Source organism: Streptomyces sp. NPDC056231, assembly GCF_048270745.1.
Classification (GTDB): Bacteria; Actinomycetota; Actinomycetes; order Streptomycetales; family Streptomycetaceae; genus Streptomyces.
Map to the genome: position 1 here is coordinate 23,466 of NZ_JBLVKW010000053.1, position 15,171 is coordinate 38,636.

14 protein-coding genes, 1 pseudogene and 1 riboswitch are annotated in these 15,171 nt (G+C 69.8%); of the genes and pseudogenes, 3 read left to right on the forward strand and 12 right to left on the reverse strand.

Going from position 1 to position 15,171, the window contains the following annotated elements:
* Positions 1-102 precede the first annotated feature (102 nt).
* Positions 103-1,212, reverse strand: coding sequence for a HoxN/HupN/NixA family nickel/cobalt transporter (locus ACNPQM_RS30670; RefSeq protein WP_418086514.1), 1,110 nt, complete (start codon positions 1,210-1,212; stop codon positions 103-105).
* Positions 1,213-1,238: 26 nt separating this feature from the next.
* Positions 1,239-1,428, reverse strand: a riboswitch (cobalamin riboswitch).
* Between the two features lie 65 nt (positions 1,429-1,493).
* Between ACNPQM_RS30670 and ACNPQM_RS30675 the strand changes: the two are divergent.
* Positions 1,494-1,829, forward strand: a pseudogene (locus ACNPQM_RS30675) (ArsR/SmtB family transcription factor); the annotation flags it as partial.
* 406 nt (positions 1,830-2,235) lie between these two features.
* Here ACNPQM_RS30675 and ACNPQM_RS30680 read toward each other — a convergent pair.
* Positions 2,236-2,697, reverse strand: a complete 462-nt coding sequence (locus tag ACNPQM_RS30680; protein ID WP_418086515.1) for a hypothetical protein — start codon at positions 2,695-2,697, stop codon at positions 2,236-2,238.
* Between the two features lie 269 nt (positions 2,698-2,966).
* Here ACNPQM_RS30680 and ACNPQM_RS30685 point away from each other — a divergent pair, with 269 nt between their 5' ends.
* Positions 2,967-3,539: a MarR family winged helix-turn-helix transcriptional regulator gene (locus tag ACNPQM_RS30685; RefSeq protein ID WP_418086516.1), complete on the forward strand. Its 573-nt coding sequence runs from the start codon at positions 2,967-2,969 to the stop codon at positions 3,537-3,539.
* A 66-nt stretch (positions 3,540-3,605) separates the two neighbouring features.
* On the opposite strand, the gene ACNPQM_RS30690 is transcribed toward ACNPQM_RS30685, so the two are convergent.
* Positions 3,606-4,337 (reverse strand): gamma-glutamyl-gamma-aminobutyrate hydrolase family protein, encoded by a 732-nt coding sequence (locus ACNPQM_RS30690; protein WP_418086540.1) that lies wholly within the window; start codon positions 4,335-4,337, stop codon positions 3,606-3,608.
* A complete protein-coding gene (locus tag ACNPQM_RS30695; protein WP_418086517.1) occupies positions 4,322-5,812 on the reverse strand; it encodes an aldehyde dehydrogenase in 1,491 nt (496 codons plus the stop codon). The genes ACNPQM_RS30690 and ACNPQM_RS30695 overlap by 16 nt, the downstream gene beginning before the upstream one ends.
* Before the next feature lie 168 nt (positions 5,813-5,980).
* Between ACNPQM_RS30695 and ACNPQM_RS30700 the strand changes: the two genes are divergently transcribed.
* Positions 5,981-6,691 (forward strand): type 1 glutamine amidotransferase, encoded by a 711-nt coding sequence (locus ACNPQM_RS30700; protein WP_418086518.1) that lies wholly within the window; start codon positions 5,981-5,983, stop codon positions 6,689-6,691.
* Positions 6,692-6,861: 170 nt separating this feature from the next.
* Here ACNPQM_RS30700 and ACNPQM_RS30705 read toward each other — a convergent pair whose 3' ends face one another.
* The 8 genes from ACNPQM_RS30705 to ACNPQM_RS30740 form a co-directional block, all read right to left on the reverse strand.
* Entirely contained in the window at positions 6,862-8,319 is a 1,458-nt protein-coding gene (locus ACNPQM_RS30705) for an APC family permease (protein WP_418086519.1), read from the reverse strand.
* A gap of 296 nt (positions 8,320-8,615) precedes the next feature.
* Positions 8,616-9,254 (reverse strand): TetR/AcrR family transcriptional regulator, encoded by a 639-nt coding sequence (locus ACNPQM_RS30710; protein WP_418086520.1) that lies wholly within the window; start codon positions 9,252-9,254, stop codon positions 8,616-8,618.
* A 145-nt stretch (positions 9,255-9,399) separates the two neighbouring features.
* Positions 9,400-10,245 (reverse strand): fumarylacetoacetate hydrolase family protein, encoded by an 846-nt coding sequence (locus ACNPQM_RS30715; RefSeq protein WP_418086521.1) that lies wholly within the window; start codon positions 10,243-10,245, stop codon positions 9,400-9,402.
* A gap of 11 nt (positions 10,246-10,256) precedes the next feature.
* On the reverse strand, positions 10,257-11,192 hold the full coding sequence (locus ACNPQM_RS30720; protein WP_418086522.1) for a 3,4-dihydroxyphenylacetate 2,3-dioxygenase: 936 nt from the start codon (positions 11,190-11,192) through the stop codon (positions 10,257-10,259).
* Positions 11,185-12,657 (reverse strand): aldehyde dehydrogenase, encoded by a 1,473-nt coding sequence (locus ACNPQM_RS30725; RefSeq protein WP_418086523.1) that lies wholly within the window; start codon positions 12,655-12,657, stop codon positions 11,185-11,187. The genes ACNPQM_RS30720 and ACNPQM_RS30725 overlap by 8 nt, the downstream gene beginning before the upstream one ends.
* Positions 12,658-12,691: 34 nt before the next feature.
* Positions 12,692-13,498 (reverse strand): acetoacetate decarboxylase family protein, encoded by an 807-nt coding sequence (locus ACNPQM_RS30730; RefSeq protein ID WP_418086524.1) that lies wholly within the window; start codon positions 13,496-13,498, stop codon positions 12,692-12,694.
* 12 nt (positions 13,499-13,510) lie between these two features.
* Entirely contained in the window at positions 13,511-14,731 is a 1,221-nt protein-coding gene (locus ACNPQM_RS30735; protein WP_418086525.1) for an NAD(P)/FAD-dependent oxidoreductase, read from the reverse strand.
* 1 nt (position 14,732) lies between these two features.
* On the reverse strand, positions 14,733-14,921 hold the full coding sequence (locus tag ACNPQM_RS30740; RefSeq protein WP_277329056.1) for a ferredoxin: 189 nt from the start codon (positions 14,919-14,921) through the stop codon (positions 14,733-14,735).
* Positions 14,922-15,171 lie beyond the last annotated feature (250 nt).

Consider the following 15,171-nt stretch of genomic DNA (forward strand, 5'->3'; position numbering starts at 1 on the left):
CATGCGCCGCAACTGGTTGTCCTGCAGCTTCAGGCTTCACCGTCGCCCTGAGGCGTGCTCGATGGCCTCGAAGATGTCGGCGGTGGTCTCTTTCTGCCGCCGTCAGGCGGCGTCTGCGGTGCGGGCGCTCCAGCGCTCCTCGACCTTGGCCAGCCGCCAGTAGGCGATGGCCACGGCCCAGACGACCACGAACAGGCCGACGATGACATAGCCGACGTTGTCCAGGTTCAGGCCCGCGATCCAGCCGGTGACGTCATCGCTCAGGGCGAGCTTGTCGTGCAGAACGCCGACCAGCTCGATCGTGCCGACGAAGAAGGCCACCGCGATGGACAGGCCGGTGATCGTGAGGTTGTAGAACACCTTGCGAACGGGGTTCGAGAACGCCCACTGGTAGGCGAAGTTCATGAACGTGCCGTCCAGGGTGTCGAACAGGCTCATGCCCGCCGCGAAGAGGAGGGGCAGGCACAGGACCGCGTACCAGGGGAGGCCGGCGGCGGCGCCGTTGCCGGCCAGAGCGAGGAGCAGGACCTCGGTCGTGGTGTCGAAGCCGACCCCGAACAGGAAGCCGAGCGGGAACATTTGGCCGGGCCGGCGGATGGACTTGGTGAACCGCCCCAGAAGGCGGTTCATGAAGCCGCGCGAGTCGAGGTGGGCCTCCAGCTCCGCCTCGTCGTACCGTCCGGCCCGCATCGCCTTGAAGACGCGGATGATGCCGAACAGCGCCACGAGGTTGAGGGCGGCGATGAGATATAGAAAGCTGCCGGACACCGTGGTGCCCACAGTGCCGAGGACTTGGTGGGTTCGGGAGCCGTCGTCCATCAGGGTGCCGGCGAGCTTCGCGCCCCCGGCGACCAGTGCGGCCATGACGACCACCACACTGGAGTGCCCGAGCGCGAACCAGAAGCCCACCGACACCGGCCGCTTGCCGTCGGCCATCAGCTTGCGGGTGGTGTTGTCGATCGCCGCGATGTGGTCCGCGTCGAAGGCGTGCCGCATGCCGAGGGTGTAGGCGGTGATGCCCAGGCCGACCCCGAACGCCTTGGTGCCGACCTCGTAGTGATGCGGAATCACGAGCAGAAACAGGATTCCGAACGCGACCACGTGCAGCGCGACGATCACGGCCAGCAGTCCTGCGGTTCGGACGGTGTCCTCGCGGCGCCAGCGGAAGGACGGGGCGGCGGCGGTTTCGGGCACGCCTTGGGACACGGTCATACGGTCACGCTCCAGCACCTCGTGGATCAGCTTCGTGCTGCCGTGGCCGGTCTCCTGGCTGACGGGTCAACGCGCCCGCCCCTGCCTTCCCGGCCGCGAGGCCAGTGGCAATGCATGGGGCGGGAACTTCCCGATCACAGTGGCGAGGGCCGCTCCGGACTGAGCCCTTGGGGGCTGTCACCGGTCTTCCCGAACACCACGGCCCGCCCACCCTAGAAGGCTGCAAGCCTGCATAACTGACCAGGTATGCAGGTGAAGGGCGTGACTGCGATGATGTGTCCATGCATCTGGTTCCCGCGGAACACGCCGGGCGGCGCACCATTGACGGCCATCGGGTCTGCGATGCCATCGCCGCCATGGGCGAGCCCGAGCGCGTACGCGGCTGGGCCGATCGCTTCTCTCTGCTCTCCGATCCCGGACGTCTGTCCTTGCTGCTCGCCCTCCATGAGGCGGGCCCCATCGCCGTGTCCGACCTCGCCGTCGCCAGCGGGATGCGGGACACCGCCGTCTCCCAGGCTCTGCGTCTTCTGCGGGCCGCCGGCATCGTCGAGGGTGAGAAGGACGGCCGGATCGTGCGCTACCGGCTCGTCGACGGCCCGATTTCCGCGTTGCTGAAACACTGCACGTCCCAAGACGCAGGCGCCGACGGCACACTGTTCCTGGAGGCCACCGGAGCGGCGCCGAAACTGGCAGGAAGAGGAAGTGGCTCAGGATGACGGTGAGGATCCGCGGCCACAAGCGATCACGGCGAGCCTCAGGCAGGACTCTTTCGTAGTACGGCCGACTGTTGCTGAGGGGATCGATGTCCCGCCCCTCCACAAAACCCAGCACGTCCGCGACGCGCGTCGTGGGTAGTGCGGTGATTTTGTCGGTTCAGGTCACCTCGGCTCGCTGGAAGCCGGCGACGGCTGCCTTCACCCCGTCCCGCAGACACCGACCGACCAGCGGTACCGCATCAGCGGTTGGCACCGGACGAGGGCGTACCCCGCTGGGCCGGCGGGGTACGCCCTCGTCCTCAGCCGGTCAGTCGTCCTCGGGGCTCTCGGGGCGCAGCAGCGGGTGGGCGACGCCGGGAAACACCCGCGCCCTGACCATCGGCTCGGCCGCCCCGCCCTGGACCACCGTCTCGGCGACACCCCAGGGGCGGCCGTGCAGGACGACGATCAGCGTGTACGAGGACGAGCACCCCATGCAGTCGTACCGGTCGGCCCAGGTCTCCACATCCGTGACGCTGCCGGGGTAGCGTGCCACATGACGGTGCCGGGCATGGCAGTGGTCGCAGGTCTCGCCGGGCTCGCAGGTCCCGCCGCAGGGGCACGGAACGTCGAGCGAGTCCGCCGGGCGCCAGCGCTGCGTGAGGACGGCGTCACGGGTGGCGCCCATGTCCTTCATCGCCTTCAGGTTGCGGGCGGCTACGTTGTACGACTCGCCGGTGGCAGCCATCCGGTCGCGGATGACGTCTTTGCGTCCGCGGTTCGTCGTCATCGGTTCCTCATCTGTTCCTACGGGGGTCACGCAGCCCGCAAGAAGGTCCACGGGATCGGCGGGCTCCACGGTACCCGGCGCCCCGGGCGGTCCGTGCCACCTGCCGGATGAGGCAGCGCGTTCCCGTAGTGCGGCCAGAGCAGGGGAGTCCACTACTGGTTTCGAGGTACATCGTCGGCACATGCCCTGTCGGCCGGAACTCCGTACAATTTGGTCCCGAACGATAGCGTCGATCCAAGGCGCCGCAATGGCGTCGGAGGGGTGTGCCCGTGCCCGGCCAACGATCCATCACCGAAGCCGAGAAGCTGGCAGGTGCGAAGCTGGGGGGCATTCCGGTCCGGCACGAGCAGATGGCCGTGGTGGCCAATATCTACCGCGCCGCCTCCGCGGTCAGGCAGCACCTGGAGAACTCGGTGCTGCGCGAGTCCGAGCTGACCTGGACGGCGTTCGTCGTGCTGTGGGTGGTGTGGATCTGGGGCGAGTCCGAGACGCGGCACGTGGCGGAGGAAGCGGGCATCTCCAAGGGGACCCTCACCGGGGTTTCGCGCACTCTGGAGGCGCGGGGGCTGGTGCGGCGGTCCGGTCATCCCACTGACGGGAGGCTGGTGCTGCTCAGCCTCACGGACGAGGGCGAGGAGCTCATGCAACGCGTGTTTCCCCAGTTCAACGAGGAGGAGGCATTTGTCACCGGGCAGCTCAGCGACGAGGAGTGCCGCAGTGTCGCGGAGGGGCTGCGCCGGGTCGTGCTCCAGGTGGAGGAGCAGGGCGAGGAGCGTCGCCTCGCCCTGCTGGACGGCGCCGAACCCGCGCCGCGCCGCAGCGGACGCCGCCCCAAGGCGTGAAGGTCGAGTTCCGGAGCGAGCCGGGGCCCTGTGGTCCGGCCGCGGCCGAAGAGGGCCACGGCGATGTCAGCGACGGCCGCGGGCGGCGCGGATGAGGGCGTCGAAGAGCCCTTGCTGGGCCGGGTCTTCGTGGGCGGTGTCCTCGGGGTGCCACTGCACGGCGGCGAACCAGCCGTGCAGGCCAGGGAGTTCGAGGGCTTCCACGGTCCCGTCGACGGCGCGGGCGGCGACCGTGAGGCCGACACCGGTACGGTCCACCCGCTGGTGGTGGTAGCAAGAGACCTCCACCTTCTCGGCCCCGGTGGCCTGCCCCAGGAGCGAGCCGCGCTGGATCGCCACCGGGTGCACGACGTGGCGGTGCTCGCGCTGCGGGCCGCCCATGTCCTGCTCCAGGGTGCCGCCCAGGGCGACGTTGACGACCTGCAGGCCGCGGCAGACCGCAAGCGTCGGCAGGCCCGCGTCCAGCGCTTGGCGGGCGACTTCCAGGTCGAAGCCGTCCTGTTCGTCGTCCACGTCGTAGACGCTGTCGTGGGCCTCGCCATCGCTGTAGCGGTGCGGGGCGAGGTCGCCGCCGCCGGGGAGCAGGACGCCGTCGAAGCGGGTGAGCCGGGCGGTCACCTCGGCGGGGTCGGCGGTTCCGCCGGGCGCGTGCGGGTGGATGGTCGCGGGTTCGCCGCCCGCCCGCCACACCGCGTCGACGAGCGCCCGGGCGTTGACCTCGGCGGCGTACCGCAGGGCGGAGGTGGACGCGGAGAAACGGGCCGGAATGGCGATGAGCGGTCTCACAGCTGGATCCAGGTGGTCTTGAGTTCGGTGTACTTCTCCAGGGCGTGCGCGGACTTGTCGCGGCCGTTGCCGGACTGCTTCATCCCGCCGAAGGGCACGGTCAGGTCGCCCTCCTCGTAGCAGTTGACCCAGACCGTCCCGGCCTTCAGGGCGCGGGAGACCCGGTGCGCGGTGGACAGGTCGGACGTCCACAGCCCGGCCGCGAGACCGTACTCGGTGGCGTTGGCGAGCGCGACGGCCTCGTCGAGGTCCTCGAAGGTGAGGACGGACAGCACCGGGCCGAAGATCTCCTCCCGGGCCAACCGCATGCCGGGGTCCACCCGGTCGAAGACGGTGGGCCGCAGGAAGCTGCCCCCGGACTCGGCCCGTGTGCGGTCACCACCGGTCCGCAGCCGGGCGCCCTCGTGGAGGCCGGTTCCGATGTGGTCCAGTACGCGCTCCAGGTGTCCCTCGCCGGCCAGCGCGCCCATCTCGGTGGCGGGGTCGAGGGGGTCACCGACTCGCAGTTTCCGTGCGCGATCCACGATGGCCTCGGTGACGCGCTCGGCGATGGAGGAGTGGACGAGCAGTCGCGAGGGTGCCGTGCACATCTCGCCCTGGTTGAAGAAGATGCCCCAGGCGGCGGTGGCCGCGGCCTTCTCCAGGTCGGGTGCGTCCGGGAGGATGATGTTGGGCGACTTGCCGCCCAACTCCAGCCAGACACGCTTGAGATTGGAGTCGGCGGCGTAGCGCAGGAAGTGCCGCCCCACGGCGGTCGACCCCGTGAAGGCCAGGACGTCCACGTCGGGGTGCAGGCCGATCGCCCGCCCGGCGGTGGGGCCGTCGCCGGTGACGACGTTCAGGACGCCCGGCGGCAGCCCGGCCTCGGTTGCGAGACGGCCCAACAGCAGGGCGGACAGCGGGGAGTTCTCGGAGGGCTTCAGTACGACGGTGCAGCCGGCCGCGAGTGCGGGCGCGACCTTCCAGGAGGCGAGCGTCAGGGGGAAGTTCCACGGCACCACCGCGCCGACGACGCCCGCCGGCTCCCGGGTGACGAGCGCGAGCGCGTCCGGGGCGATGTGGGGGGACTCGTCGGTCACCTTGTCGGCCAACTGTCCGTACCAGCGGAAGGTATTGATCGCGGCGCGCAGCTCGATGGCATACGCGTCCGTGATGGGCTTGCCTATCTCCAGACTGATGATGAGCGCGAGCTGGTCGCGCTGCTCCTCCAGCAGATCGGCGATCCGCAGCAGCGCCCGGCCGCGGTCGGCGGGCGCCAGGCGCGGCCAGGGGCCGGAGTCGAAGGCCCGGCGGGCGGCGGCGACGGCCGCGTCCACCTCCGAGTGGCCTCCGTCGGCGACCTGGGTCAGCACCTGGCCGTTGCGTGGAGATACGACGGTGTAGCTCCCACCGCCACCGGGTTCGTCGGCGCCGTCGATGTGGTGGACCCCGGACAGGTCCAGCTCCTCGGCTCGGCGCAGCCACTCCTCATGGGTGACATCCAGCATGGGTGGCCTCCAGGTCACATCCAATATATTTGGGCTCAAACGATATGGCGGTGAGCGGCCCCTCGCAAGGGTCCCCGGAAGGCGGGTTCCGCGTATCATTTGGATCCATACGATTGGCCTGGTCGGGTGATCCGGCGGGTCCATGGACAGCGGAAGGGAGCGCCCATCGTGCGAGCACTCGTCATCAAGCACGACCACGTGACGGAGCCCGGGCGGGTCGGGGACCGCCTCGTCGAGCACGGATACGAACTCACCACTGTGACGGTCGTGCCCGAGTCCCGCCATCACGCGCCGAATGTGGAGTTCGACTTCCCCGACGCCGATGGCTGGGACCTGATCGTGTCCCTCGGTGCCCCCTGGTCGGTCTACGACGACGTGGCCATCGGCAGCTGGATCGGCGGCGAGCTCGCGCTGCTGCGCAAGGCCCACCACCTCGGTATTCCGGTCCTCGGCGTCTGCTTCGGCGCCCAGGCGCTCGCCACCGCCCTCGGTGGCTCGGTGGAAGCCTCCCCGCGGCCCGAGATCGGATGGACGGAGGTCGAGACCGAGGTTCCCGGCCTGGTGCCGCCGGGGCCGTGGTTCCAGTGGCACTACGACCGTTGCGTCCTGCCGCCCGGCGCCGTGGCGCTGGCCCGCAACACCGTGTGCACGCAGGCTTTCCGGGCGGGGCGAGCACTGGGCGTGCAGTTCCACCCTGAGGTCACCACGGCGATGGTGCGAGGGTGGGTCGACCTCGGCGGCGCGGAGCAGTGCGTACGGCACGGAGTCGACCCGGACGAACTGCTCGTACACAGCCGCGTCATGGAATCCGTCGCTCGCGCCAATGCCCGCCGCCTCGTCGACGGCTTCCTGGACCAGGTGGCCTACGCCGCCGACTGATGTGGGCGTGCTGATGCGCGTCATACGGGACCGGGCAGCACCAGCACGTTGACCTCGTCGGTCAGCACCTTCCGGTGCGGTGGGAGATGATGTCGGCCGTTCGGGGGTGGCGCCCCCGCGGCGCGCGCCCGGGGTCGTTCGCCGGGAGCGCGCCGCAGGGGGAGGGCGGATCAGGCGGTCACAGCCGCCTTGCCGCGCACCACCCGTGCCGCCACGGCGCCCAGGACCAGGATCGCCGGGACGCTGAGCGCGAGCCAGGCGGCCGTGCCGGGGTCACCGCCGATGAGCGTCGTGAAGTTGGCGAGGATCAGCCAGATGGCGCCCGCGAGGCCGAGCGCGCCGAGGGCCGGGGCGATCAGGGTGTTCCAGGGGCGGGTGTCGAGGCGCTCGCGCCGGAAGAAGACGATCACCGAAACCGAGGTCAGGAAATACAGGAGCATCATCCCGAGGACGGCCACTCCGCTGAACCAGGAGAAGAGCGTCAGCACGGGGTCCTTGCCCAGCAGTGCGAACGGGGCGACCAGCACCAGCGCGATCGCGGTCTGCACGCTGCCGGCCGCCCAGGGGGAATGGCGTCGGTTGAGCGCACACAGCTTGCGGGGCAGTAGCCCCTCACGGCTGAGCGAGAACAGGTAGCGGTTGGCCGAGTTGTGGAAGGCGAGGATGCCCGCGAAGAGCGAGGTTGCGAGGAGGACCGGCAGTACGTCGTAAGCCCATCCGCCGAACTGGTCGGCGACGGGATTGAAGACGAACGCCGTGGCGTCGCCGCTCTCCAGTGCCTTTCCGGCGGCTGCGGTGGCGTGCGAAGCGCCGTAGGAGGAGATGATCATCCAGGAGGTGAAGGCGAAGAAGCCGGTGACGACGGCGACTGACAGGTAGGTGGCCCGGGGGACGGTCTTGCGCGGTTCGCGCGCCTCCTCGCCGTAGATCGCGGTGGCCTCGAAGCCGAACATCGATGCCACGGCGAACATCATCGCCACTCCGGGAGCCCCCTGCAGGGCAGCTTTCGCCGAGAAGCTCTGGGTGAAGCCGAGCCCCTCGGGCCCGCCGCCCTTGAACAGGGTGACCAGCGCGAAGACGAACAGGATGCTGAACTCCGCCAGGACGAAGACCGCAAGGACCTTGGCGCCCATCTCGATGCCGGCGGCGCCGAGCGCCTGTACGACCACCATCGTGGTCAACGCCCACACCCACCACGGCGTGTCCAGGCCCGCGTAGTGCGAGACCAGACCGCTCACCAGCGCCCCGTACAGCCCGTACATGGCGGCCTGGATGGTGCAGTAGGCGAACAGGGCCACGCCCGCGCTGCCGGATCCGGTGGTCCGGCCCAGGCCCTTGCCGATGTACGTGTAGAAGGCGCCCGTGTCCACGACATGGCGGCCCATGGCGACGAAGCCGACCGAGAACAGCAGGATCATCAGACCGGCGACGACGTACGCGGCAGGTACGCCCGCTCCGTTGCCGAGGCCGACGGAGATGGGGGAGGCTCCGGCGATGCCGGTCAGCGGGGCCTGCGCGGAGAGGACGAAGAAGAGGATGCCCAGGACGCCGAGGGCGTTGGGCTTGAGCTTGCCTGCGGTGGGCGCGTCCTGCACGGTCTGTTGCCTTGCGACCGTTTGACTGTCCACTCGGATCACCTGCCGGGAATGAGGAAAGGGTGGTTTGTTTCAGGCCAAACGAGTTGCCTCATCCTGGGGGTGAACTATCCATTTGGCAAGGGGTTGATGAGGATTCCCGCCGCACTGTCGGCTCTTCATGGCGTCGGAATCGAAGTGGTATCGGGGAGACGAGGTGACAGCGCGTCTGAATCGCACCGCTCCTCACGTGCGGTGCACGCCTCCTCGTGTACGGCGATGGCTCCGGTGCGGAATCGGGCGAGGCCCTGGACGCCGAGCGTCCAGGGCCTCGCGATGTGTCGGTGGGGTCAGTGGTTCCCCTCGGCGCCTCCGTCGGCGTCGAGCAGCCGCAGGAGAGCCCTCAGCTCCTCCAGGGCGGCGTCGGTGACGGTCGGCTCGTCGAACACGAGCTGGTGCAGGACGAGGCCGTCCAGAGCGGCGAAGACCAGCCGCATCAGCGCCGGGTTCGCATCGCCCGGAAGTATGCGGGTGAGCTCGCGCTGGGTGGCCGCGAAGTACTCGTCGTACAGCGCACGCAGCGGTGGCAGCAGCTCGGGCCTGCGGCGGGATTCGAGGAGCAGCTCGTACTGGAACACCTGGATGTCCGGATCAGCGGTGACCATCTCCGACAACTCGGTCGAGAAGTCCGCCACCTTGCCGGTGCCGGGCTCCAGCGCGCTGGTGTTCAGGCTGGTGCGCACGGCGTGGGTCAGCGCCTCTTCGATGAGGGCGTCACGCGAGCCGAAGTGGTGGACGACCAGGCCGTGGGTGACCCCGGCCTCCTCCGCGACCGCGCGGTAAGTGAGTTTGCGTAGACCACCGCGGGCCACCACCCGCACGGCGGCGCTGAGCAGGGCTTCGCGGCCCGCTCCGTAGTTCACCCGCTTGCGAGGCTTGGCTCCCTTGCCTTCGCCCTTGTCTTCGGTGGTCTCGGCGGATTTGGTCATGCCGGGGACCCTACCTGCCGGGTTGTGGATGAGGGTGCACGTGTTGGCAAGGGCCCGGGCGCGCGGAGAAGAGCTGTCCGCACGGGCGCGCCGCACCGTGCGACCTCTCGCGTCAGGCCCGGTGCGGCGCGGTCGTGCGGCGCTGTCAGCGCTTGGGCGGGCGGACGCCGCGGAACTCCCAGTCGCCGCCGAGCGCGGTGGACAACACTTCCTCGGACTCGGTGGGCTGAGCGCCGACGTCGGTGCGGATGGGGGTGGGTCCGGGAACGATGTGGTTGGTGAGCCGGCCGAGGCCCTCGACTTCGACCTCGACGACGTCGCCGGGCTGTACGGGGCGGGAGTTGGCCGGGGTGCCGGACAGCAGGACGTCGCCGGGGTGGAGGGTGATGGTGCGGGCGATGTCGGCGACGAGGTAGTGCATGTCCCACTCCATCTCGTCGGTCGAGCCGTCCTGGACGATCTCACCGTTGACGTAGGTGCGCAGGTATTTGCCGTGGAAGTCCCAGTCGGTGACGAGACCCGGTCCGAGGGGGCAGAGGGTGTCGGAGCCCTTGACGCGGAGCATGGAGCCGGCGTCGGTGTCGCGGAAGTCGTGCAGGCCGTAGTCGTTGGCGACGGTGTAGCCCGCGATGTAGTCGCCCGCCTGGGCCGGGGAGATGTTGCGCGCCGTCCTGCCGATGACGATGGCGACCTCGCCCTCGTAGTTGAGCCATGTGCAGCCTTCGGGGCGGATGACGGCGCCCTTGTGGGAGTTGAGGGCGGAGGTCGGCTTGTGGAAGTAGGTCGGGGTCGGGGTGAGCTCGATCTGGAACTCGTCGACGCGGCTTCGGTGGTTGAGGTGGACGGCGACGATCTTCGACGGCACGACCGGCGGCAGGTGCTGGGCGTCGTCGATCTTGACGCGGCGGCCGTCGCCGGCGACGAGTTCGTCTCCGTCACGGAGGGTCTCGACGACGGCTCCGTCGAGGAGGATGCGGCGGTACTCGGGCATGGCGGGCCTTTCTAGAAGCGGCTGTGCGGGTTTCGCGGGGAGGGAGGTACGGGCAGGCCGGTGCCGGTCCAGCCGTCGGCGGGGCGGTCGAACCAGAGGTGGACCTGGCCGGTGCCGATGGAGTTCTCGTACTCGCCGTACTGGCGGCCCTTGGCCGTGCACGCACCCTCACCGAGCGCGCCGGCCATCATCAGATAGTGGAAGAACTTCGCCTCGGGCTTGTACCTCCAGAACTCGTTCATGGTGTCGAGGACCTTGTCGTGGCGGCCCTCCTTGAACCAGGCGATGCGCTCGTGGTCGGCATCGCGGGCCTCGGCAGTGAAGATGTGGGCGGTGTCGCTCGCCTCGTGGTCGCGCAGTTCGCGCAGCGGCCAGAAGGTATGGGAGAGCGCGCCGGAGGCGATGAGGAGGACCCGGCGGCCGGGCGTGGCCGCGATGCCGTCGGCCAGTGCCCGGCCCAGCCGCAGGTGGTCTTCCATGTCGCCGGTCTGGCAGACCCCGATGGTCACCCACTTCTTGTCGGGAAGGCCCTCGCCGAGGAACTTCCAGAGGTTGATGGTGGCGTAGTAGATCGGCAGGTAGTCGTCGTCGATTGCGGTGATCCAGGTGCCGTGCTCGTCGGCGAACTTCTCGATGTTCCTGGCGAGTTCGGGGTCGCCGGGGAAGTCGTACGGCATCCGGCACATGCCGCGCGGCAGTTCCTCGGAGGTGAAGAGCCCGGCGCGGCGCTGCTGGGCGGTGACGACGAACTCGACCGTGGTGGCCCAGTGCGAGTCGAGGACGACGACCGTGTCGTAGATGTCGTGCTCGAAGATTTCGCGGCGCAGCTGGTGCAGGCCGGTGACGAGGGTGATCTCCTTGCCCTCGTTGAGGTCGAGCCGGTCGGCCTCCGGCAGCATGATGGTGGGGACATGGGCGAGCAGGCCCGCCCCGACGATCTCACCCATGGTTCCGCCATCCCTGTGGTGCGGTGACGGTGTTCTTGAGGTCGCAGTAGAAGTCGAAGCTCCAGGTGCCGCCCTCGCGGCCGACTCCGGACTGGCGGGAGCCGCCGAACGGCGCCTGCAGATCCCGTACGAAGAAGCAGTTGACCCAGACCGTGCCCGCGACGAGCTGCGCAGTGACGCGCTCGGCGCGCTCGTGATCGCCGGTGGCAAGGGTCGCGGCGAGACCGAAGCGGGTGTCGTTGGCCAGCGCGACCGCCTCCTGCTCGGTTGCGAAGGTCTGGAGGGTCAGGACCGGGCCGAAGACCTCCTCCTGGACGACCTCGCTGTCCTGGGCGACGTGGGTGAGCAGGGTCGGTCGGTAGTAGAGGCCGCCGAGGTCCGTGTGGGGTGCGCCGCCGATGACCGCGCGTGCGCCGGCTGCCAGCGCCCGCTGCACGAAGCCGTCGATCTTCTCCAGCTGGCGGGGGTGGATGTTGGGGCCGAGGTCGGTGGCCTCGTCGCGTGGGTCGCCCTGCTTGAGGGTGGCGGCCTTCTGGGCGAACCGCTTCGTGAACTCGTCGGCGATCGACTCCTCGACGAGGATGCGGGTCGCGGCCAGGCACACCTGTCCGGCATTGTCGTACTGCTCCACGGCGAGGTCGACCGCGAGGTCGAGGTCGGCGTCGGCGAAGACCAACAGGGGTGACTTGCCGCCGAGTTCGAAGCTGGTGGGCACGAGATTCGCGGCGGACGCGGCGCCGATGGCCTTCGCGGTCGGTACGGAACCGGTGAAGCTGATCCGGCGTACGTCGGGATGGGAGACGAGCGCGTTGCCCGCCTCGGCGCCATAGCCCTGCACGACATTGAGCACGCCGGCCGGCAGGCCCGCCTCGGCGGCGATGTCCGCGAGGAGCGATGCCGTGAGCGGGGTCCACTCGGCAGGCTTGAGGATCACCGTGTTCCCGGCGGCGAGCGCGGGGGCGATCTTCCAGGTGGCCAGCATCAGTGGGGCGTTCCACGGAGTGATCAGCACGCAGGGGCCGGCCGGGTCCCAGCTGACGTGGTTGGTGTGGCCGCGTGTCTCGAATTCCTCGTGCTCCAGCTTCAGCAGCCAGTCGGCGAAGAAGCGGAAGTTGTGCGCCACGCGCGGCATCACACCGCGGCGGTGCGAGCGCAGCAGAGCCGCGTTGTCGTGGGTCTCGACGATCGCCAGGTCCTCGATGCGCTTGTCGACACCGTCGGCGATGGCGTGCAGGATGCGGGCCCGCTCGGCGCGCGCAGTGGCGGCCCAGCCGGGGAAGGCGGCCTTCGCGGCGGCGACGGCGGCTGCGGCCTCCGTCGCGGTGCCCCGGGAGATCTCGCCGAGGGCGCTGCCGTCGATGGGCGAGACATCGGTGAAGGTCTTGGAGGAGGCGATGCGCTCGCCGCCGATCCAGTGCCGGGTGTCGACGGCGACCCCGGCCACGGTGAGGGTGTGTTCGGTCATGTCCGGTCTCCAAGTGGTCTGGGGTGTAGAGGGGTTACTCGGCTTCCGAAGTGCCGGACTCCAGCAGCGTGCCGCCGTCCCAGACGACACCGACCTGGCGGTAGTACGCGGCGATCGGTTCCCGGATCTCCAGGCGGGCCAGCTCCTCGGTGGGGGCCTCGAACAGTTCGAGATCGGCGTCACCGGTCCAGGGCTGCCCGGCTTCGAAGGACGCCGCACCGGTCTCGATCAGCTCGTCGAGCGCGAGCCCCTTGCCCTTCTCGATGGAGGGCAGCCAGCGGTGGTGGGCCATCGGATGGCCGTTGACGAAGCCGTTGGTCCCGGACGGCTCCCGCAGGGTGACCACGGCCTGGGCGAGCCGCCGGTCGGCCGCGGCGAGCGTGGCGCCGAAGCGGGCGCCCGCCTCGATCCGCGGGGCGGGCCCGTACGGGTGCGGGCGGGTCTGGTGGATGGAGCCGAGCTTCTTCGGGTAGCCCTGGTGCAGTCCGCGGGCTATCGCGAAGTCCTTGTCGACCCAGATGTAGACGCAGCGGGAGTACGTCCGTCCCTTGTAGGAGCAGCGGACGACCGCGAAGGCCTCCTTGTACTGGGAGAGCACCGGGTCGAGCAGCTCCTGCCCGCTGGTCGAGCAGGACTGCCAGTCGGCCCAGATCAGCGCGACGGCACCCGGGTCCTCTTCCGCCAACTCCATTGGTTCCGGGAGTAGTTCGCGCACGCGGGCGGGATCGGTGCGGTACTCGACGGTGAGCAGGTCGCCGGAGTAGCGCCAGGGCGGCGAGGGGATCAGCGACGAGTCGCCGGTCGCCGTCTTGGGATGGAAGTAACCACGGACACTGGCCATGACAGATGTTCCTTACGAGGTGAGGGCAGGCTGCCTGAGCAGCTGGGCGCGGTAGCGGGCGGCGCCGGTGGTGGCGGCATGGCCGCCGAGGGCGACGACGCCGACCAGGCAGCCGTCGGCGTGGTAGCCGACCAGGACGTCGCCGTCCGGGTCGCCGTCGAGCACCCGGACATCCCCGATGCCGAGCACCGGGGCACCGAAGGACTGCAGCCTGAACTCGTACTGGTCGCTCCAGAAGGTGGGAAGCGGCGCGAAGGGGCCCGTCTCGGCGTCCTTCCCGGTGAGATGGGCGACGAGGCTCTTCGCGGCGTGCTTGGCGGTGTCACCGGGGATCGACCAGTGCTCGACGCGGCGGGGGACGCTGTCGTAGCGGGCGTTGGGGAAGCGGGCGACATCGCCGACCGCGACGACGTACGGGAGATCGCCGACGCGCAGCTGCTCGTCCGTCAGCACACCGTCGCTCAGGTCCAGGCCGTTGCCGTCGAGCCACTCGGTGTTGGCGACCGAGCCGACGGACTCCACGACGACGTCGGCCGCAAGGACCGTCCCGTCGCTCAGGACGACTCCGGTGACCCGGTCCTCGCCCTCGAAGCCAAGGACGCCGGTGCCGAGTGCGAAGCGCACCCCGCGCTCCTCGTGCCGCTTGTGCAGCGCGCGCGCCAGCAGTTCGCCCAGCGGGCGCAGCATCGGCAGCGGTTCGGGGTCAACGACGGTCACCTCGGTGACGCCGAGGCCGACGGCGGTCGCGGCTACCTCGCAGCCGATGAAACCGGCGCCGACCACGACCACACGCACGCCGGGCCGGGTCAGCTCGTCCCGCAGCCCCTGGGCGTCGGCGAGTGTGCGTACCGTATGGCGGCCGCTGTCGGGTCCGCAGGGGCCGTCGCAGCGCAGCCGTCGGGGCCGCATGCCGGTGGCCACGACCAGGCCGGCGAAGGCCAGTTCCGTGCCGTCGTCCAGGACGACGACGCGCTCGGTGAGGCGGGTGGTGGTGACGGAGGTGCCGAGCCGCCACTCCACGTCGGCGGCGCTCGCCCGCGGGGTGAGGGCGAGGGACTCGAAGGGCGCCTTGCCGGCGAGCACCTCCTTGGAGAGCGGGGGCCGGTTGTACGGCATGTGGGGCTCGTCCCCGATGACCGTGATCGTTCCGGTCCAGCCGGCTGCGCGCAGTTGCTCGGCCGCGCGCAGGCCGGCCATGGAGGCGCCGACCACGACGATGCGTTCCGCGGTCATGTCAGTCCTCGATCCGGATGGCCTGCAGCGGACAGACGTCCGCGGCTTCCTCGACCTCGTCGCGCAGTGCGTCGTCCGGGTCGGAGACGTAGGCCAGGCGCCCGTTGTCGTCGAGCTGGAAGACGTCGGGAGCCGCGAAGACGCACTGGCCGTGGTCCTGGCATTTGTTCATGTCGACGACGACCTTCATGGCCGGTCCTCCTGGATGTGAGGGGCATCGGGGCGCAGATGGCGGGGGAGGAGGGCCCGGCCCGCGGCCGGGCCCTCGGCCAAAGGGGTCCGAAGAACCCCCTACTCGTTTGGCTTCAAACAAGATAGGAAGGAGTCGGACCCTGGTCAACACCTATCCGGATGGATAAATTCTTTGGTCCAGGCCCTTGCGGGGAGGTGGCGGCGTCCCTACCGTTTGACGCCAAACGACAAGCTCGGGCGCCGCCCCC

Bases quoted from the DNA above. Each gene is read 5' to 3' on its own strand.
- ACNPQM_RS30670 (WP_418086514.1), bottom strand. From the start codon at position 1,212: ATGACCGTGTCCCAAGGCGTGCCCGAAACCGCCGCCGCCCCGTCCTTC.
- ACNPQM_RS30735 (WP_418086525.1), bottom strand. From the start codon at position 14,731: ATGACCGCGGAACGCATCGTCGTGGTCGGCGCCTCCATGGCCGGCCTG.
- ACNPQM_RS30730 (WP_418086524.1), bottom strand. From the start codon at position 13,498: ATGGCCAGTGTCCGTGGTTACTTCCATCCCAAGACGGCGACCGGCGAC.
- ACNPQM_RS30725 (WP_418086523.1), bottom strand. From the start codon at position 12,657: ATGACCGAACACACCCTCACCGTGGCCGGGGTCGCCGTCGACACCCGG.
- ACNPQM_RS30710 (WP_418086520.1), bottom strand. From the start codon at position 9,254: ATGACCAAATCCGCCGAGACCACCGAAGACAAGGGCGAAGGCAAGGGA.
- ACNPQM_RS30715 (WP_418086521.1), bottom strand. From the start codon at position 10,245: ATGCCCGAGTACCGCCGCATCCTCCTCGACGGAGCCGTCGTCGAGACC.
- ACNPQM_RS30740 (WP_277329056.1), bottom strand. From the start codon at position 14,921: ATGAAGGTCGTCGTCGACATGAACAAATGCCAGGACCACGGCCAGTGC.
- ACNPQM_RS30680 (WP_418086515.1), bottom strand. From the start codon at position 2,697: ATGACGACGAACCGCGGACGCAAAGACGTCATCCGCGACCGGATGGCT.
- ACNPQM_RS30720 (WP_418086522.1), bottom strand. From the start codon at position 11,192: ATGGGTGAGATCGTCGGGGCGGGCCTGCTCGCCCATGTCCCCACCATC.
- ACNPQM_RS30695 (WP_418086517.1), bottom strand. From the start codon at position 5,812: ATGCTGGATGTCACCCATGAGGAGTGGCTGCGCCGAGCCGAGGAGCTG.